Source organism: Pseudidiomarina aestuarii (genome assembly GCF_048263735.1).
In the GTDB taxonomy this organism is placed as follows: Bacteria; Pseudomonadota; Gammaproteobacteria; order Enterobacterales; family Alteromonadaceae; genus Pseudidiomarina; species Pseudidiomarina aestuarii_B.
Genome location: NZ_JBLXDX010000001.1, coordinates 641,816 through 661,508 on the forward strand (window position 1 = coordinate 641,816; position 19,693 = coordinate 661,508).

Sequence of the window (19,693 nt, forward strand, 5' to 3'; positions counted from 1 at the left end):
TTGGCCTGAAAATAGCGTACTACTTAAGCATAGTAACAAACTACCCTACATATTTTACGACAAGGCGAATAAATGCAAGTTAAAAATAAGTTGCGTGGAATTACCCTGATTGAGTTGATGGTCGCAATAGCCATTATCGGCATTATTGGCGCGATTGCGTATCCGTCTTATGTTGACTACGTTCGCGAAGCGCGAAGAGCTGACGCCATCAGTCAATTGCTGACGATGCAAATGGCACAAGAGGAATGGCGTTTAAGGAATGCTGCTTACGCTGAATTGGCTGATCTACCGATCACAGTAAATAGCGAGTTCTATAACTTCAGTACCAGTAACATTGGCGCTGAGACCTACACACTAACGGCAACCGCCACGGGTGGACAAGCGAACGACTCGGGCTGCGAAGCGCTGACGCTCAATCAAAACGATCAACGCACGCCAGCCGACTGCTGGAACTAACTAAAAGTGAACAGTGAATGGTGAATAGTGAATAGTGAAAGGTTAACAGTGAACAGAGCGGATTGTCCGTTCACTGTTGACTATTCACCGTTCACTGCAATCCTCAGTTCTGGGGGGATTGAGAACGTGATATTTTCTTCTCGACCGCTGCGCTCATTGACCGACTGACCACCCCAGGCCTTGAGTTGATCGATGACATTACGGACTAGCACTTCAGGTGCCGAAGCTCCTGCGGTTACACCAACTTTTTCGACATCGTCTAACCAGCTTTTATCAATACAACTCGCATCATCAATCAAATAAGCACGAGTGCCCATCTTCTCGGATAATTCGCGGAGACGATTGGAATTCGAGCTATTCCGGGCACCAACTACGAGCAATACATCGACTTCCGTAGCTAAATCACGTACCGCATCTTGACGGTTTTGTGTGGCATAGCAAATATCGTCTTTGCGCGGACCTTCAATATCTGGAAACTTCGCACGCAGTGCGTCAATTACCTCAGCCGTATCATCGACTGACAGCGTCGTTTGACTCATATAATGCAATTGCTGCGGATTCTTCACTTCAAGTGCAGCGACATCTGCCACTGACTCTACCAAATAAATGCCGCCTGCTTCATTATTATACTGCCCCATGGTGCCTTCGACTTCTGGATGCCCCGCATGCCCAATCAACACACACTCGTGCCCCTTGCGACTCGCACGGGTCACTTCCATATGCACTTTAGTGACCAATGGACAAGTGGCGTCGAACACCCGCAAACCACGATCTTTAGCTTCTTGGCGAACCGCTTGCGACACCCCATGTGCCGAAAATATAACGATACTGTCATCCGGCACTTCATGAAGCTCGTCCACGAACATGGCGCCGCGCTGCTTCAGCGAGTCAACCACATATTTGTTATGCACTACTTCATGGCGCACATAAATCGGTGGCTCAAAAATCTCGAGCGCGCGCTCGACGATGGTAATCGCACGGTCGACACCGGCACAAAATCCACGCGGATTGGCCAACAAAATGTGCATACTACCTCCTCAAACAAAGTGAATAGTGAACGGTGAATGGTGAAAAGAAACCGATCTGTTCACTATCTATTATCTGTTCACTATCTATTATCAATTCACTGTTCACTATTCACTAGTTTTTAGGGGTTCACTTCTAGTACTTCTACTGCGAAGGTGACCCGCTGTCCAGCTAGTGGGTGATTAAAATCAATGGTGACAAACTGCTCATTGATGCCGCGAACGATGCCCGGTAATTCCGTTCCATCCGGTTGTGGAAACGTGAATATACTCCCGACTTCTGGCTTGTTATCCGCCGGAAACTTGGTCGCATCTACTTGGTACACATTATCGGGGTTGGGTTCCCCGAAAGCATCTTTTGGAGCCAACTCAAATTCGCGTTCATCACCCGCTTTTAAACCGATCATACAGGCTTCAAAATTATCCGTGAGCGAACCGTCACCCATTCGGCACTTAGCCGGCTTGTTCGTCATCTTGGTGCTATCGGCAACCGAATTGTCGCTGAGCTTGATAGTGAAATGAAAGACCACTTCACGGCCATGCTCTATCGCCATCCGACTCTTCATGAACGTGACTCCTGACTACTTTCACGCTGCTCAAAAAAGGCTTCCAGTAACATCAATATCGCACCTAACGTAATCGCCATGTCCGCCACATTGAATGCCGGCCAATGCCACTCATTCACATAGACATCGAGGAAATCAATCACATACCCATAAATAATACGGTCGATAACGTTACCAATAGCGCCCGCTAGAATAAGCGCAAACGCCAGGTTTTGGCGCCACAAGTTAGCTGGATTCCGACGTAACCAAATCACCAAAACAATGCTGATAGCAATCGCCAAAAAGGTAAACAACCAACGTTGCCAGCCACCTTGGTCACTTAAAAAGCTGAATGCAGCGCCGTAATTCCGAACGTAGGTGAAGTTCAAATACGGCATGATTTGAATACTTTCGTACAAATCAAAAACCCGAATGACCCACTGCTTACTGATTTGATCGAGTGCAATCAGCAACAAAGTTAGCCAAAGAAAGCGCAAGCCACTCGCGCGCTTCTTTAAATCCAAAGGTTGATTAGGCAAATTGACGCTCCTCTCCAGCACCCTCAACATTGGTGACGCAGCGTTGACACAACGTTGGGTGGTCGGCATTCACACCGACATCGGCACGGTGGTGCCAACAACGATCGCACTTCGCATGCTCAGATTTCTCTACTCGTAACCACAAGCCGTTTACTTCAGTGGCTTGGGCGTCCGCTGGTGCTGCATCAACCACCTCCACCTGCGCCGCTGACGTTAACAGCGCAAAACGCAATTCGTCACCCAGCATTTGTAGCGCTGGTGCAAGCTTCGCATCCACTGACAGCGTGACTTCCGCCTGTAGCGAGCCGCCAATTTTCTCATCACGGCGCGCTTGTTCTAGAGCACGATTCACTTCATCACGAACTTCGAGCACTTGCTGCCAGTGCGCATTTTCTTCTGCACTGACGGCCATGCCTTCAATCTGTGCCGCTGCGGTGTACCATTTCTCGGTAAACACATAGCTCGAACGCTTCGTTCCAGCAGCATCAGTCTGCGGCAATGCGGTCCAAATTTCTTGTGCCGTAAAGCTACAAATCGGTGCTAACCAACGCACCAGCATTTCAGCAATATGATACAGCGCTGTCTGGCACGAATGGCGTGCGACGCTGTCTCGTTTTGCGGTGTACTGACGGTCTTTGATCACGTCGAGGTAGAAGCTACCCAATTCAATCGAGCAGAAATGCATGATTTTCTGTACGACCGTGTGGAATTGGTAGTCATCCAATGCCGTTAGAATTTCTTCTTGCAAGGCCACTGCACGCGCCACAATCCAGCGATCAATAGCCACCATGTCTGCTGGTGCAACCGCATCACGCGTCGGCTCAAATTCGTTGATATTGGCTAATAAGAAGCGCGCAGTGTTGCGGATCCGGCGGTAGCTATCGGCGGCACGTTTCAAAATTTCATCAGAAACGGTCATCTCACCAGAGTAGTCAGTCGCAGCGACCCACAAGCGCAGGATGTCACCACCCAGCTTGTTCATCACTTCTTGCGGTGCCACCACGTTACCGATGGACTTAGACATTTTGCGGCCTTGTCCGTCAACTGTGAAACCGTGTGTCAGCACTTGCTTATATGGCGCTTGCTGATACATCGCAACGCCAGTCAGTAATGACGATTGGAACCAACCTCGATGTTGATCCGAACCTTCCAAATACAGGTCTGCCGGCCAGCTTAACCCGGCGGTCTTGTTTAAGACCGCTTCATGAGTGACCCCGGAGTCGAACCAGACATCCAAAGTGTCAGTGACTTTGCGATAGTCTTTCGCCTCATCACCCAACAGTTCCTCGGCATCGAGGTCAAACCAAGCTTGGATTCCGTCTTTCTCAACGCGTTGAGCAACCGCTTCCATGAGTTCCAGAGTACGCGGGTGCAACTCATCATTGTCGCGACGAACGAAAATAGCGATGGGATTGCCCCACGTGCGCTGACGCGAAATACACCAGTCTGGGCGACCATCGACCATGCTCTCAATACGGCTTTGGCCCCATGCTGGAACCCAACGCACTTTCTTAATTTCGTCCAGCGCTTGCGCACGCAAACCTTGCTTATCCATGCTGATAAACCACTGCGGCGTGGCACGGAAAATAATCGGTGTTTTATGGCGCCAGCAATGCGGATACGAGTGATTGTAGGCTTCGTGATGAACCAAGTTGCCCGAGTCGCGCAACGCAGTCACGATATTGTCGTTCGCTTTCATCACATGCTGACCCGCAAACAATGGCGTATCAGCTTTGTACACACCGTCATCACCGACCGGATTGTAGACTTCGATGTCGTACCGTTTACCCACAATAAAGTCGTCCACACCATGCCCTGGCGCGGTATGAACACAGCCGGTACCTGACTCGGTCGTAACGTGCTCACCCAGAATCAATGGCACTTGTTGGTCGGTCAATAATGGATGCTGCACAGCAACGAGTTCTAAGTCTGCACCTTTAGCAAAGCCGAGCTTGTGATACTGCTCGATGTTCCAGCGAGCCATCGCAGAACTGACTAAGTCAGTCGCCATAATCAAGCGCTTCGCCGGTTGCTCCGCAGTCGCTTCTACTTGCACCAATGCGTATTCCAACGCTGGATGCAGCGCAATCGCGCGGTTTGCCGGAATCGTCCACGGAGTTGTGGTCCAAATTACAACACTGACGGTTCCTTCACCTGGGTGCCCCTCAGGGTGACTGAAGCGAGCCACTACATCGGCTTCATCGACCACTGGGAAACCAACGTCAATAGCTGGTGAGCGCTTATCCTGATATTCGACTTCGGCTTCCGCTAATGCCGACCCACAGTCGGTACACCAATGCACAGGCTTAAAGCCCTGCTGCAAGTGACCGTTATCAATGATCTTACCGAGTGCACGAATACTGTCCGCTTCTTGCTGCGGATTCATGGTCAAATAGGGGTTGTCCCAATCACCGAATACGCCCAGACGCTTAAACTCATCACGTTGTTGCTGTACTTGCGTCCATGCGTAATCACGGCAATGCTGACGAAACTCAGCAACCGTCAGCTTTTTGCCCGGCTTGCCATGCTTCTTCTCAACTTGCAGCTCAATTGGTAGACCATGACAATCCCAACCTGGGACGTAAGGCGCATCGAAATCGCTGAGCGTCTTCGCCTTCACAATCATGTCTTTCAGAATTTTATTCACCGCATGACCAATGTGGATCTGCCCGTTCGCATACGGAGGGCCATCATGCAAAATAAACACAGGCTTGCCGGCCTTGGCCTGACGAATCTGGCCATAGACATCATCGGCATACCACTGCTCGAGCATCTGTGGCTCACGTTGGGCCAGATTGCCACGCATAGGAAACTCGGTTTCCGGCAAATTCAGCGTGTGTTTGTAATCGGTCATCCTGCACTTCCCAATATCAAAAATTAGACTAAGTCGAGTCGAAGCAGAGTGAAAAGTAAACCGTTAACAGTGAACACCAAAGAATCGGGCTTGGTTTTCCTGTTACCTATTTACTGTTACCTGTTCACTCAAAAGTTGTTTGGCGGCGGTGGCGTCTTTCGTTATTTGCTCCCGCAGCGCATTAAAATCACTGAACTTGTGTTCCGCACGAATAAAGTGCAGCGGCGTTACCTCTATGTGCTGACCGTAAATAGATTCAGCAAAATCAAAGAGATGAACTTCAAGCTGCACGCGTTCTCCACTTACCGTGGGGCGTCGACCAATATTCGCTACGCCTGGCAGCGTTCTGCTGCCAATCTTTACTTGCACAGCATACACGCCTTGCAACGGCGAGTGTAGGCGCTTTAACTGCAAATTTGCAGTGGGAAAGCCAATGGTTCTGCCTTTCTTCTCACCATGCGCAACTCTACCCGACAACGTATAAGGACGCCCCAACATTGCTGCTGCAGCTGGGAAATCGCCCGCTTTTAAAAACTCACGAATGGCGGTGCTGCTCACGCGATGTTGCTGCTGTCGATAACTGTGGGTATCGACGACTTCAAAATCAAACTCAATACCCGCTTGTTGAAGCAGGTTGAAATCGCCTTCTCGGCCACGTCCGAAACGGAAGTCATCGCCTACCACTAGGAATTTCACGCCCAACAAATCGACTAAGACGTTCTCAATAAATTCGCACGCAGGCTGGCTCGCAAACTGGCGATTGAATTCAATAACGATGTGTCGATCGACCTGCTGCGCTCGCAATGCTAAATGCTTCTCACGGAAATTAGTAAGTCGCGCAGGCGCACGCTCCGGCTGAAACAATTCTTGCGGTTGCGGCTCAAACGTCATGACCGTTGACGGTACACCACGCTGCAGCGCCTGTTGCTTTACCTGCGCAAGCACAGCCTGATGCCCTAAGTGAACACCATCAAAATTACCAATTGTCAGCACACAGCCGCGCTGGTCGCGGCTAATGTTGTGAATTCCACGAATAAGTTGCATCACTGCTCAAGCTGATTAAACAAAGCGCAGAGTATAACAATTCACCCGCGCCACGACTACGCCTTAGCGAAGTTTTACGCGGGTGATGAGAAGGGTGAGTCCGTAGGCCGCTGCACCAACTCCAATCAGCATGGAGAGCTGGTAAATACGGTCTAGCAATGTCGCTTGCAGCCACCAGTCTCGGGCTGGATTCAGGTATAGCACTGCGGCAATCATGACCACTACTGCAAAAGTGACTTTGCCGATGTAAGTGAGTGTGCCCGGATAGCGCTTCAATACGCCGTCTCGCCACAAATTGTAGCCGAGCAAGCCAGCATTGAGTGCAGCCGACATCGACGTTGCAATCGCCAACCCAACATAACCATAGGGGATGGCAAATATGATGTTAAACACCATATTAGAAACCATAGCAATAATACCGTAGCGCACGGGGCGCTTCGTGTCTTGCCGCGAGTAAAAGCCCGTTGCCAACACCTTCACCAGCATAAAGCTCAATAGACCACTGCCATAGGCAAACAAACTGTAGGAAGCCAGTTGCGCATCATTGGCGGTAAATTCGCCGCGCATAAACAACACCATCAGCATGGGCTCTGCTAATACAATCAAGCCTGCCATCGCCGGCAGGCCAAGCAATATAACCGTGCGAATACCCCAATCCAGCGTACGACTGAACTCTTCAGCCGATTTATCGACATGCCGACTCGATAACGCCGGCAAAATCACTGTGGCAATGGCAATTCCGAACAGGCCTAGGGGAAACTCTAATAAACGATCCGAGTAGTACAACCAACTAATCGAGCCACTCATCAAGAAACTGGCAATAAAGGTATCGAGCAGCAAGTTAATTTGACTCACCGACACCCCAAACAATGCCGGGATCATGAGAGTCCGGATTTTCGTGACACCAGGGTCACGCCACCCCCAACGCGGGCGGACTAAGAATCCTGCGCGCTTTAAAAACGGAATTTGAAATAAGAACTGGATCAAACCACCAAAGAACACACCCCAAGCCAAGCCATATTCAGGCTGGTCAAGTGTTGGTGCGAGCCAAATGGCGGCGGCAATAATCGCAATGTTTAAAAACACCGGAGTGAAAGCGGCAACCGCAAACTTACCCAGCGTATTGAGAATCGCTCCAGCTAACGCGGTAAAGGTAATAAACCAGAGATACGGGAAGGTAATTCTAAGCAGATCGGAGGCTAAGACGAACTTATGACCTTGCGGACCATCGTGATACCAATCCAAAAACCAACCGGTCCCAAATAACGCCGCCACAATGGGTGACGCAATCACACCGATTAAGGTCACTATGGTCACCAACGTACCGAGCGTGCCGGCAACGCGAGCAATCAGCAAGCGTTGCTCCTCGATGGGGAACCCTTGCTTGTATTCAGTTAATACAGGAACGAACGCTTGCGCAAACGCACCCTCGGCAAATAAACGCCGGAGAAAATTGGGGATCTTATTGGCAAAGAAAAAGACGTCGGCGGCAGCGCCAGCGCCCACTAAATTGGCGATGACGACATCGCGGGCCAAACCAAGCACCCGCGACAAAAACGTCATCGCACTGACAATAATTCCCGAACGGGCAAGCTTACGACTCAACCGCAGCTTCCTCTGTATTCGCCGCTAGCTTTTCCGCAATGTAGTTATCAATGAGTCGCTCTAAAATCGGCAACGGCATGCTGCCATTCTTTAGAATCACATCATGAAAATCACGGATGTCAAAGCTACTACCCAGCGTGTCACGAGCTTTCGCACGTAGCTCAACAAACTTCAACATGCCCATTTTGTAAGAGGTCGCCTGACCCGGCATGACAATGTAGCGTTCAATTTCAGACACCACATCAGACATCGTCATACCACCATTATTCGCCATGTAATCAATCGCTTCTTCACGGGTCCATCGCTTGGCATGAATACCGGTATCCACCACCAGTCTAATGGCACGGAATAGTTCCGCCTGCAAACGGCCAATGTCACCGTAAGGGTCATCATTATAAAAGCCCAAGTCAGCCATTAGCTGTTCGGTATACAGCGCCCAGCCTTCGGTATGAACCGAATACGGCAAGAATGAGCGGAACAGCGGTAATCCGGTCATCTCTTGTTGTAAGGCAATTTGGAAATGATGACCGGGAACTCCCTCGTGGACGGTCAGAGTTTTCATCCCATATTTTGGCGTTGCTTTGATGTCATACAAATTGGCAAAGAAGCGTCCTGGCCGCGAGCCATCAAGTGCCGGCCGCTGGTAATAAGCACCTGGCGCATTCTTCTCAGCATAAGTTGGCACACGAACCACTTCGAGGTCGGCTTCGGGACGCATGCGGAAAGCTGGATCGATATAGGTGTATATATCATCCACAATCAGTGCGTAATCCTTCAGGATTTGCTCGCGTCCTGCATCGCTATCTGGATAGAGAAATTGCGGATCCTCGTTAAGTTGTTGCAGTAAAGTGCCAATAGCAACGTCGCTCGGATACCCCAAATCATCAAAAATATCCCGCATCTCCGCATGAATTCGTGCCACTTCACTTAAGCCTAACTGATGCACTTCATCAGCGGTGATATCTGTAGTGGTGTATTGCTTCAACTGATAACGATAGTACGCATCGCCATCCGGCAACTTCCATACGCCAGCATCATTATTAGTTTGCGGTAACACGCCAACAAAATAGCTTTGCAGCCCTGCATAAGCTGGATAAACAACTTCTGCGACCGCTTGCTCCGCCTGTTCAATAAAGTCGTTACGCTCTTGTTCCGTTAACTCTATAGATTCAAGTTTGCGCACAAAACTCGATACCAACACATTCTCAGCCGGCTCGCTGCTGGTAAAGTTTTCCATTTGCGCAATTACGGCTTCCACCACAAAAGTCGGCGGCAAAATGCCCTTCTCTTCGCGAATCGCCAGGTCAGCCAATAATCCGTCAAAGTACGAATCCACCGCATTCAAACGGCTAATATAGTACTCCGCATCGGTCGCATCATTGACTTGGTGCATATCGGATAAGAAGCTCGGCAAATTCGTATGCACGCCGAAGAGTTGATTGACAGGATACCCATGCCAACGCCACTTTTCGCCCTCGAGACTATGCCCCATAAAGTTATCGAAAATATCGTACGAAATGAGGTCTTGGCCTTCCCGTCCTTCACGCCCATACGACTGAAACATTTCGTAATTTTCCCGCATCTTGGCATAGCTTTCGGTCGTGCTCTCTGGCGACATATCGCCAAGCTCAGCATTGTGCCCGCGAATACCAAAGCCTTCCAAAATTCGCAATTGCGTCAACAACTGCGGCGAGTCCATCGCGGTCTCTAGCATCACGCGGTCATAAAACACGCGCATAGAGAACGGCTTAAACCAAATGGCGTTGACGACAAGCACTGTCGCAGCAACCACAATGACAAGTAATGAGTACTTAATAAATTTCCACATAGTGCCCTCGCGGAAGCTATAGTAAACAGTGAAAAGAGAACAGATAATGGCAAATCAATTTACCATTCTGCCTTCTATCGAACGAATGAGTCCAGCCAGCAACTTCTTGACCAGCAAAATCTCTTCTGTAGGCGGCAGTTTAATGTAATTTAATCTTGTGACTAATTCCAATTGCGTTTCTAGCTCCAATAATGAGCCTCTCGCAATATGCATAAACCGTAACCGGTCACGTAAACTCGAACGGCCAAATCCTTCGGCTATATTACTCGGAATTGAAACGGCTGCTCGACGAATTTGACTACCAAGAGCATATTCTTCAGTTCTGGGCAGCTCGCGAAGTAACTCATATACTAAGCATGCAAGATCCATAGACTTTTTATAGACTTCAAGTTTCCTGTGCATATAACCTCCATGTTAGACACAAGTCTAGCAGTTTTTCTTTGCTCTTTTTCCTGTCACTATTCACCATTCACACTTGACTTTAGCGTTAGAAAAGGGCATATTCCCCGCCCTAATAAACAATCGCGATCAGTTAACGAATTTTAGGAGTTCACCTTGGCTAATATTAAGTCTGCGAAAAAGCGTGCGGTACAGTCGGAGAAAAACCGTCGCCACAACGCGAGCCGTCGCTCAATGATGCGTACCTTGTTGAAGAAAGTAACTGCTGCAGTAGAAGCAGGCGATAAAGCGACTGCACAGCAGGCATTTACTAGCCTTCAACCAATTCTTGACCGTTATGCGACCAAAGGTCTTATCGGTAAGAATAAAGCTGCGCGTCACAAGAGCCGTTTGAGTGCGAAAATTAACGCACTGTAAAACAAATGCTTAACGCATTGAATACGAAAAACCGACCTAAGGGTCGGTTTTTTTATGCCTTCTCGCTACATAAAAGGTTCAACTTCTTATGCAATGTTGTCATAATGTTGAACCATTATTTTAAGAAAATGATCGTTTGGGGCATTTGTTCATGAAATTTCTGACTTCCTGCATGATAGCGTTCGCGTTATTCACCACTTCTACTAACGCCGCTTCGCCTGCAGAAATCCCCATCGAAGATTTCTTTTCTGATGTTGCTTATAGTGATGTGGCTATTTCGCCGACCGGTAAATACTTTGCCATCAAATCAACGAAAGGCATCAGCGATAGTATCCTTATTTTTGACCGTGAAAATAAGCAAGTTACTGCCAACTTTACCTTTGGTGAACTCCAAGAGTTTTCGCAAATTACTTGGGTTAATGATGAACGCTTCATTTTTTATGGTCAGCGCGTTGAAGGGTATTTGGACGGTTCTTCTTCGCGAGGCAGCTGGTACGGTGCGAATGCCGATGGCAGTAATCGTCGCGAACTCTTTCGTTCGGAACGCAGTGTCATGGACTTAACACACTTGTTACCTGCTGACCCTGATCATGTTCTCGTCAGTAAGTACCACTTCGCAGATGGCTTTAAAGCGAAAGTTCACCGTCTCAATATCAATGATGGGCGCAGCTATTTCGTGGCCGACCAGCCGAACGACGTCAACCAAGTATTGGCCGATAACACTGGTACTCTCAGAGCAGCCTATGGCTTTGAAACCCAAGATGACGGTCTTACTTCAGAGTTCTTTCTCTATTATAAACCTCTCAAGAGTGATTCTTGGAAGCCACTATCTATTGACGGGTATGAACCCGGCGATCGCGTTCGATTTATAGGTTTCGCAGCAGACAATCGGCGTGCTTTCCTTATTGGTGATTTTGAAACCAAGACCAGTGCTGTCTATGAACTGGACACCAAAACGGGTGAGTTGAGTATGATAGCTCATGATGCGGTAGCTGACGTCAGTGGGTATGCAACCGACTTGGACGAACAAGTAATCGCTGTTTCATTTGCACCAGGTAAGTACACACGCACATTTGTCGATGATACGAAGTCGGCCAAACTACTTATGTCGCTTGAACAAGCCTTTCCGGACCAGCAAGTCTTTTTACGAAATGGAACCGCAGACGGGAAATATGCTGTGGTCAGAGTCAGTTCTGATCGAAATCCAGGCGAATTCTATTTATTCGATACCGAAACATTGCAAGCAGGTTACATAGCATCGTCTCGCCCTCGCCTAAACACTAACGATTTAGCAGAGATGCGACCATTTAGTTTCACTGCGAGCGATGGAATGGAACTACATGGCTACCTAACTATTCCGAAGCCTGATCGCTTCGGCCGCACACCACCTTTGGTTGTTGAGGTTCACGGCGGTCCTATGGGTGTCCGTGACAACTGGGGTTTTAATAGCTCGAACCAGTTCTTAGCCAGCCGAGGAATCGCTGTCCTCCAAGTCAATTTCCGTGGGTCTGGCGGTTACGGTCGCGAATTCCAAGAGAGTGGATATGGCCAATGGGGTAAGCGCATGCAGCAAGATGTCTACGACGCTACACAATGGGCCATTGAACAAGGACATGCGGCAAAAGATCGTATATGTATCAGTGGTGGAAGTTATGGCGCCTACTCAGCAATGTTGGCGTTGACACAAAAGCCGGATATGTATCAGTGTGCGGTCGCGATTGGTGGTGTCTATTCATTGCCATTGTTACGTTCTACCACAGACAGTGCTGGCAACGAACGCGCTCGCAAAACCTTTGATCGTCAAATGGGTGCCGATATGAAGGCACTTGAAGCGGTCTCACCGGTATTCTTCGCCGACCAAATCACCAAACCAATATTGCTGATACACGGTCGGAACGACGTTCGAACTCCATTTAGTCAATATGAAGTCATGCTAGAAGCACTCAACAAAAACGACAAGAGCGTTGAGACTTGGGTGCACGACGGTGGGCACTCGGTGTATTCGCAGGAAGAGCGCTTTATTGAAAATCAGAAAATTCTTGATTTCCTTTCACGACATCTGGCGCTTCGCTAAGAACCAGATGAGTCCCCGTAGCTCAGCTGGATAGAGCAGCCCCCTCCTAAGGGGCAGGTCGCAGGTTCAACTCCTGCCGGGGACGCCAAGAACTACCAGTGAATGGTAAATAGTGAACAGTTAAAAGAAAGCGACTAATACAGAGAACAGTGAATCAACTAAGCTTTACTATTCACTGTTCTCTATTCACAATTTACTGTTTTTCGGCGGTTATGGTCCAGCCGAAGACTTCGCCTTCTATTTCGAAAGGCTCCGCTTCTAACTTCAAGCCCACTTTAGTTGCAGCCTTCTTCAGTCCCGTAATGTCTTTCTTGGCATAGGCTGACTGTAACTGTTCATCGAGGCGCTTTTTGTGGTCTGCTAGCACGTGATAATCGTAGGTAAGCTGCTTACGTGCCTGTTCCAAGTTAGAGCCATTCATGGCTTGTAAGACACGCGCGACACGAGCTATCGCATCTTTCACATAGGTTTGCTGCTCAGGCTTATCGAAACGCTGTAATAACGAATCCATCATCCATTTGGTCGATTGCGACAGAATTCGATTGTGCGAATACTTTGCCCAACCCTCATCACCTAACTGCGGAATGGCTTGCATAGCCAAGTCAATAATCAAATCGGCTTGCTGGAATAACGGGCTTTCCTCAAGAATAGCCGTTAATACTTCGACACCAACTTTTGAATCTTTGACGAGTTTGCTACTGGCATGATGACTCATAGTGATAAGCTTGCCACCAGGCTTTAAAATCTCACTGACTTTAGCCAATGCGGGGCCTTGTTCAGCATATTCAAATGCAAACTGGCTGATGACTGCATCGACAGATTCAGCCGTATAAGGTGCCGCTGCGATGGGAGTCGCTGAATGGAACTTGATCGTTTTGAGCTTCTTAGCAACTGCGGGTTGTTTCTCAAATTGTTTAACGGGATTAATTTCTGCAGCATCGAGCCCCTCAATCACAAAGTCCTTCTGATTAGCACGGCCGAAGTCATAAGCCAATAACGCTAACGCACCATTACCACAACCAGCATCGACGATGATTGCACCCTGTGGTATTGAATCAAACGATTGATCCCAAAACTTTTGAATTGCGCCAGTGTAGCCTTGGTTCGCATCACCTTCAGCGAAGCTATTCAGTACACCACTTGTCTGCCAGTACATACTCCAATGCTGCATCTTTTATTCCTAAGCTTAAGTAACAAGAAGAGCACTAGTGTAGGGATAATCTACACGGAATAAAAGAGCGAATCGCAGGCATAAAAAAAGCGGGACCGAAGTCCCGCTTATGCGTTTCATATTCTGATCGAACGAGTCGATTAGAAGTTTTGTTGGAAACGTACGTAGAATACACGACCCCAGCCATTGTATAGGCCGTAGTTGTAGTCGCGACCACCGTATGGCTCAAGAGTAGGCAGCTTTTCAAATGCGTTTTGCACGCCAAGAGTGAAGCTGTTATCCCATGCAGTGTTGTAAGTCGCTTGTAAGTCGTGAGTTACCCACGTGCCCAAGTGACCAGTACGGAGAACTCCGTCAGCACCATTTGCATCAGCAACAGTATCAGTGTACGTGTCACCAATCAGGTTCAAATTCCACGCGAAGGTGAAGTCGTTCAACGTGTACGTGTTGTTGAAGTTCAAACGGTTACGTGGAACACCCAAGTCACGAACTAGGTTACGACCGCCATCGATTGAGTAATCAAGGATGTGACCGATTTGCAGGTTCTGAGTCAATGAACCCATGTCTGCCAAGTCCCAGTTAGCACGGATGTTGAAGTCGAAACCTGAAGTTCCTAAAGTACCTTCGTTACCGAAACCAGCTGTTACTTCAGTGATGACGCCGTTTGCATCACGAGTTACACCTAAACCTGGAGGAATTGGGTCACCCGCATCCAACGCATCGATTAAGTTCTGTGAAGTAAATGAACGGATACGATCTTCGATTTCGATATCGTAGTAATCGATTGCCATGCTGATGTTGTCAGTCAGGTTTACAGCAAAACCAGTTGCGAACTGAGTTGAGTTTTCAGCAGACAAATCTGGGTTGGCAATGTAGAACGCATTTGTTTGACATTGAGCGTTCGGGTCACCTGCTAACACAGTACAAGTTCTCTCGTCGAAGATGAAGTCGGCAGAGAATGATGTTTTCTGAGTCAGGATATCCAAAGATGGAGCACGGAAACCTTCGCCGTACGAACCACGCCAAATGATGTCATCACTGATTGACCATTTGAAGCTAACTTTTGGCGAGAAGTTGCCACCAAAGTCAGAATAACGGTCATAACGACCTGCGAAGTTCAATTCGAAATCATAAGTTACTGGAACTAATACTTCGAAGAACGCGGCGTTTACAGTACGGCCACCACCAGCAGAGTTACCCGCTGAACCACCAACTAAGCCAGCTTCTGACTGTGAATCATAACGGTCAGCATAGCGTTCTTTACGATGTTCAAAACCTACGAATGCTTGAATCATACCAGCATTGGTTTCAGTCACATCGAAAGACGTGTTTGCATAGTACTCGTCGATGTCAAAATCAGAGATACGTGAAGTCGTTACAACACCACCAGCAAGCACGTTGTCAGGGTTTTGACTTGGTAATTGCAGGTCATAACCATAACGGCAGTTGGCGGGGTTGAAAGAACCATCATCACAGTAACCTGGGTTGAAGTCGTTAACGAAAGTCCACGCAGTTTGCGCAGCTAAGTAACCGTTACCGATTTCAGTTGTGTTGTTACGAACACGACGGTAACCGAAGTCAACTTCCATATCACCCAGCATACCTTCGAAGCCGAGCATGAAGTCTTTGTTTTTGTTGGTTACGGTTGTGTCACGGTTACCCATTGCTGCGAAACGGTGATAGAACCAAACTGGAATGTTTGGACCAACCAATGATGGATCATAAGTTGTCGCATTTGGGTTGTTTGGATCATAAATCCAAGCATTTGGGTTAGTTGGGTTGTTGTAGCTATCAGCAGGAGTAGTCAAACCATCATAGAAGATGTTTGAGTCTGGAGCTGGAGCATAACGACCAAACGATTCAGTTTCTGCAACGCTAGCATTGCTGTAGAAAGCCCAATCGTTGTTGATTTGGTGACGAGCTTTAATGAACAAAGATTCGTTCGCTGACGATGCTTCGTTCGCGTTAGTCGCGTTGAAGTTATACTGACAACGAGGCGCGCCGCCGATAGTAGTCGGGATGTAGTTTTCTTCAGTACAGCCGCTAGGGATACCTTGGAAAGCACCAGTTACAGTTGAACGCCAGTTGTTACCATAAGTTGATGAACCAGGAACAACCCAAGGATAAGCGTTTTCATAAACGATTTCACGATTGTTCCAAGATACACCACCAAGTACTTGCGTGCTTGCATCAGAAGAACCGAACAATACGCTTCCTTGCTCGCGGTCACCGCCTTCACGTGGAACTGATACTTCACCAGCACCTAAGGTCAGCTGTGCGCCGTTGTAATCTTTACGAGTAATAACGTTGATTACACCACCGATTGCGTCAGAACCATATACCGCTGATGCACCATCAGACAGGATTTCGATACGCTCTACAGCACCGATTGGGATTGAGTTCAAATCTTGGCTAGAACCAGTAGAAGGAGACATAGTCAAACGACGGCCGTCAACCAATACTAGTGAACGTGAAGCACCCAAACCACGTAAATCTACCTGAGAAACACCCTGTGCAGAGCTACCAGATTGTGGACGGAATGAACCAACTGAGTTGAACGTGGTGTTACGAATGATGTCTGCAACAGAGATGTCACCTGACAGGTCAATCGCTTCACGGTCGATTACGGTTACAGGAACCGCGCCTTCAAGGTCAGTACGCTTAATGCGTGAACCTGTTACTGTGATACGTTCTTGAGCTTCTTCTGCTTGCTCATCTTCAGACTGATCCTGCGCAATTGCAGAGCCTGAAAACGCAAGAGATGCGCCACCGAACATAAGAGCTAAGCGGATAGACTTAGCTAATTTATTGTTAGTATACATATCTTCTCCCTGGACCACTTTATTAGTGATTTACTAGGTTTAAACTGGCACGTGAACGCTCTTCGTGCTCGTTCCGATCGGGGTCTAAGTCGCTGCAAAGCTAATTAAACACCAACCGATCAGTACCCGATACTAATCAAAAAACCCGAGTTCAGCAACCTAGAGAGTCGCTAAAAACCAATATTTTTTGATGTTTTTGTACGATAAACAGCCTTTTTCTTCCGACGAACCGTCTTAAAATAACAATAAAGTATTGTTTTATATGACTTAAATGAAAACAAACCACCGTCACAAAAAGTTCCCGAAGTTTCCAAAATTTCGTCATTTTGATGTTTTTTTAGACGTCGGCATGCCTTGTTTGACGCGCTTTAGAGCCGAACTCGTCCGACTTGTAACAAATTTTTCACGCTCGCCTTTGCACTGCCAGCATATTTATAGCCTTGCGCCAACATCAATTCGGCACACGCAACCGCATCGTTAAAAGCGTGATGCGCATGATAATCGGGCAGTCGATATCGCCCTCGCGCCGCTGCTAAAGTCAAACTCCCGCGAGGAATATGGTGTTGCTGATTACGCAGACGGCGTAATTCAAACTGCAACGTGTCAAACCAGCCCAGCGGACTCAACTTAATGCCATGATCACGCGCCGCAACTTGCAAAAACTGCCAATCTAAATGGGTGTGATGACACACTAATATTGCGTCTTCCAGAACTTGTGCAAGTTCTTGCAAAACTAACTTACTCTCACTGCTTTCGTTAAAGTCACGCTGTACCAGACCATGCACTACCGGACTTTGCTTTAAATCATGGCTCGTATCTGCTGCTGAATCTAAAACAAAGTAGCGCGCGGACTGATACTCGAGGCAGGGTGGACGCACCTCAATCCATGCGATTGCCAGCATCACGTCCTGATTTACATCCAATCCGCTGGTTTCGATATCCACCACCACATAGCGCGCGTCCGTCCATTGCTGGTTCAGCAGTTGGCGCCGCTGCCACCAACGCTGCAACGCTTGAGTCCAAGCCATCAACCTGACCGCCCGAACTTCATCGCAACGCCCTGCTGACATTCATCGATAATTCGAAAAGCAGTCTTCAGCTGACGCCGAACCAGCGTACTGAGATGATCGGGATCGAGAGCATTTTTCGGCTCATCCGTTCCCCACACGTCCAGTTGATGTTGTAGTCGAAGCTGCGTTAGAAACTGCCAGGCTTCTGCCAGCGATTGGTTATCGCGATGATTCAGTAGGCGCCCTTCCAACAGCTGCTCCAAGCGCGCTAACGTGCGCGGTTCGGTCACACCGGCCTGCAATGAATAGATGCGGACAATGTCATTAATCAGCGCAATGCCATAGCGTTTGATATCAATCAAGTCACTGTCTTTACCTGACTCGGTGCCACGAAAGCGATTAAAAAGCCCCAATGGAACCTGCACATTCCGTTGTAAGCGCGCTAAATTCCCCAAAAAGAACTCATTTTGCCCAAGCTTGGCTACTTCAGCTCGGTAGCGCTGATACAGTCGCTTATTGCCCACCACCATGCGGCTATCGAAGAAAATTTGACAATACATCAGTGCCTTAGGCGTTGGGCTCTCGGTCCAGCGGGTGAAGCGCTCAACCCAGCCAGCAATACTGCGGCGACAGTCAGGATGCGACGCCATAATGTTGCCCGGGCACAGCGGAATCCCGCAATCACCTAATCCCGAACAGACCCAATCGCCGAGACCTTCGAACCAACTCAATTGCCGTTCATTGAGCTCATCGGCGAGTAACAAGCCATTATCTTGATCGGAGCTTAAGGTTTGGTCTTCACGGCCCTGTGAGCCAAACGCGAGCCATGCATAAGACGCGGGAGCTACCCCATGCTCACGCTCATAAAACTCAATCAGTTTACGCGTCATGGTATCCGTGAGAGATGCTAGCAACCGCCCCACCACCGTGGTGTTCGCAGCCCGTGTGGCAAACGCTTGCATGTATGCGGGAATTTGCTTCGCTTCTGCGATAAGTTGGTCGCGCGACTGCGTTTTGTTCAAAGCGCTGATGAGCATCACCGGCTCACTGCGCTGCTGTCGCATTAGGTCGGTATTGGTGATCATGCCGATAGGCTGGTCGTTCTCATCCAACACCGGCAAGTGATGAATATTGTTCTGGGTCATGGTCGTCAGAGCGTCCATGAGCGTTTGCCGCCCCGCTACCGTTGCTGGAGCCTGCGTCATCACCGCGTTGACATGCAAGTCAAAACTCAGCCCAGGCGCAATCACTCGATTGCGTAAATCGCGGTCCGTCAGAATGCCCACTAAAGCGCCGTCATCCACTAATAAAATGGAGCTCACTTTCTCATCACTCATCTTTTGCGCTGCGACGCGAATCGATGTGGTCGAGGGGAGTTGGACTGGTGGTCGGGTTAAGACCTCTTGAATACTGGTTTGCAGTGGGTCGACAGTCACCGGTTGACGGCTATTCGGTTTCCCTCGCGCAACTTCTTCTAACGAACGTTGGCTGTGTGCGCGGATAAAGTATTGCTCAAAGGCGACACTGTCACGGCGCAACCGATCAAACACCGTTTGCGGAATAATAAAAATAATCCCGTCTTCGACCACAGTCAGACGATTCACTACCGAACGACCGCTCAACAACGACGGATAACCAAACAAGTCGTGCGACTCTAACCGCTCGATGAGATGTCCATCAGGTGCTAATAAATCAAAGGCGCCCGAGCGTACAATGTAGAGCGCGGGGCTAAAGTCATTAAAAAACTTATCTATATTGTGGTCATTGACATAGGCTGCTTTCAGTTGCTCAATAGCACCCGTGCGCTGTTCATCCGTCAGCGCATCAAACGGCGGGCAATCCAACAGGAAGCGTTTGACCTCAGCAAAATCGGGTTGCATGTTTTGTTTCATGTTGCAGGTCTC

15 protein-coding genes and 1 tRNA gene are annotated in these 19,693 nt (G+C 48.5%); 4 read left to right on the top strand and 12 right to left on the bottom strand.

Features of this window, described 5'->3' with window-relative positions; genetic code table 11:
- The first annotated feature begins 72 nt into the window (after window positions 1-72).
- Complete coding sequence (locus tag ACN0S4_RS03035) at window positions 73-456, top strand: type IV pilin protein (RefSeq protein WP_417656239.1); 384 nt, start codon at window positions 73-75, stop codon at window positions 454-456.
- A gap of 80 nt (window positions 457-536) precedes the next feature.
- Here ACN0S4_RS03035 and ispH read toward each other — a convergent pair whose 3' ends face one another.
- From ispH to ACN0S4_RS03075, 8 genes are all read right to left on the bottom strand, one after another.
- Window positions 537-1,484 (bottom strand): 4-hydroxy-3-methylbut-2-enyl diphosphate reductase, encoded by a 948-nt coding sequence (gene ispH / locus ACN0S4_RS03040; protein WP_417656240.1) that lies wholly within the window; start codon window positions 1,482-1,484, stop codon window positions 537-539.
- 119 nt (window positions 1,485-1,603) lie between these two features.
- Window positions 1,604-2,047: an FKBP-type peptidyl-prolyl cis-trans isomerase gene (gene fkpB / locus ACN0S4_RS03045; RefSeq protein WP_417656241.1), complete on the bottom strand. Its 444-nt coding sequence runs from the start codon at window positions 2,045-2,047 to the stop codon at window positions 1,604-1,606.
- On the bottom strand, window positions 2,044-2,550 hold the full coding sequence (gene lspA, locus ACN0S4_RS03050; protein ID WP_417656556.1) for a signal peptidase II: 507 nt from the start codon (window positions 2,548-2,550) through the stop codon (window positions 2,044-2,046). Before lspA ends, fkpB begins: the two co-directional genes overlap by 4 nt.
- A gap of 7 nt (window positions 2,551-2,557) precedes the next feature.
- On the bottom strand, window positions 2,558-5,419 hold the full coding sequence (ileS, locus tag ACN0S4_RS03055) for an isoleucine--tRNA ligase (protein WP_417656242.1): 2,862 nt from the start codon (window positions 5,417-5,419) through the stop codon (window positions 2,558-2,560).
- Window positions 5,420-5,521: 102 nt separating this feature from the next.
- A complete protein-coding gene (gene ribF / locus ACN0S4_RS03060) occupies window positions 5,522-6,463 on the bottom strand; it encodes a bifunctional riboflavin kinase/FAD synthetase (protein WP_417656243.1) in 942 nt (313 codons plus the stop codon).
- A 63-nt stretch (window positions 6,464-6,526) separates the two neighbouring features.
- On the bottom strand, window positions 6,527-8,068 hold the full coding sequence (gene murJ, locus ACN0S4_RS03065; RefSeq protein WP_417656244.1) for a murein biosynthesis integral membrane protein MurJ: 1,542 nt from the start codon (window positions 8,066-8,068) through the stop codon (window positions 6,527-6,529).
- Window positions 8,058-9,896 (bottom strand): DUF885 domain-containing protein, encoded by a 1,839-nt coding sequence (locus tag ACN0S4_RS03070; protein ID WP_417656245.1) that lies wholly within the window; start codon window positions 9,894-9,896, stop codon window positions 8,058-8,060. Before ACN0S4_RS03070 ends, murJ begins: the two co-directional genes overlap by 11 nt.
- Before the next feature lie 54 nt (window positions 9,897-9,950).
- Window positions 9,951-10,298 carry a four helix bundle protein gene (locus ACN0S4_RS03075; RefSeq protein WP_417656246.1) on the bottom strand — a complete coding sequence of 116 codons (348 nt, stop codon included), beginning with the start codon at window positions 10,296-10,298 and terminating at the stop codon, window positions 9,951-9,953.
- A gap of 153 nt (window positions 10,299-10,451) precedes the next feature.
- On the opposite strand from ACN0S4_RS03075, the gene rpsT reads away from it, so the two are divergent.
- The 3 genes from rpsT (at window position 10,452) to ACN0S4_RS03090 (ending at window position 12,874) form a co-directional block, all read left to right on the top strand.
- The gene (gene rpsT, locus ACN0S4_RS03080) at window positions 10,452-10,712 is read left to right on the top strand and encodes a 30S ribosomal protein S20 (RefSeq protein WP_169930302.1); all 261 of its coding nucleotides are present in this window, start codon (window positions 10,452-10,454) and stop codon (window positions 10,710-10,712) included.
- Between the two features lie 151 nt (window positions 10,713-10,863).
- Entirely contained in the window at window positions 10,864-12,786 is a 1,923-nt protein-coding gene (locus ACN0S4_RS03085; RefSeq protein WP_417656247.1) for an alpha/beta hydrolase family protein, read from the top strand.
- 11 nt (window positions 12,787-12,797) lie between these two features.
- A tRNA-Arg gene (locus ACN0S4_RS03090) sits at window positions 12,798-12,874 on the top strand.
- Between the two features lie 105 nt (window positions 12,875-12,979).
- Here ACN0S4_RS03090 and ACN0S4_RS03095 read toward each other — a convergent pair.
- The 4 genes from ACN0S4_RS03095 to ACN0S4_RS03110 all read right to left on the bottom strand — a co-directional run bounded on the left by ACN0S4_RS03095 (window position 12,980) and on the right by ACN0S4_RS03110 (window position 19,681).
- On the bottom strand, window positions 12,980-13,957 hold the full coding sequence (locus ACN0S4_RS03095) for a class I SAM-dependent methyltransferase (protein WP_417656248.1): 978 nt from the start codon (window positions 13,955-13,957) through the stop codon (window positions 12,980-12,982).
- A gap of 140 nt (window positions 13,958-14,097) precedes the next feature.
- Window positions 14,098-16,779, bottom strand: coding sequence for a TonB-dependent receptor plug domain-containing protein (locus ACN0S4_RS03100; protein ID WP_417656249.1), 2,682 nt, complete (start codon window positions 16,777-16,779; stop codon window positions 14,098-14,100).
- A 368-nt stretch (window positions 16,780-17,147) separates the two neighbouring features.
- Complete coding sequence (locus ACN0S4_RS03105) at window positions 17,148-17,807, bottom strand: exonuclease domain-containing protein (RefSeq protein ID WP_417656250.1); 660 nt, start codon at window positions 17,805-17,807, stop codon at window positions 17,148-17,150.
- Complete coding sequence (locus ACN0S4_RS03110; protein ID WP_417656251.1) at window positions 17,807-19,681, bottom strand: DUF294 nucleotidyltransferase-like domain-containing protein; 1,875 nt, start codon at window positions 19,679-19,681, stop codon at window positions 17,807-17,809. Before ACN0S4_RS03110 ends, ACN0S4_RS03105 begins: the two co-directional genes overlap by 1 nt.
- Window positions 19,682-19,693 lie beyond the last annotated feature (12 nt).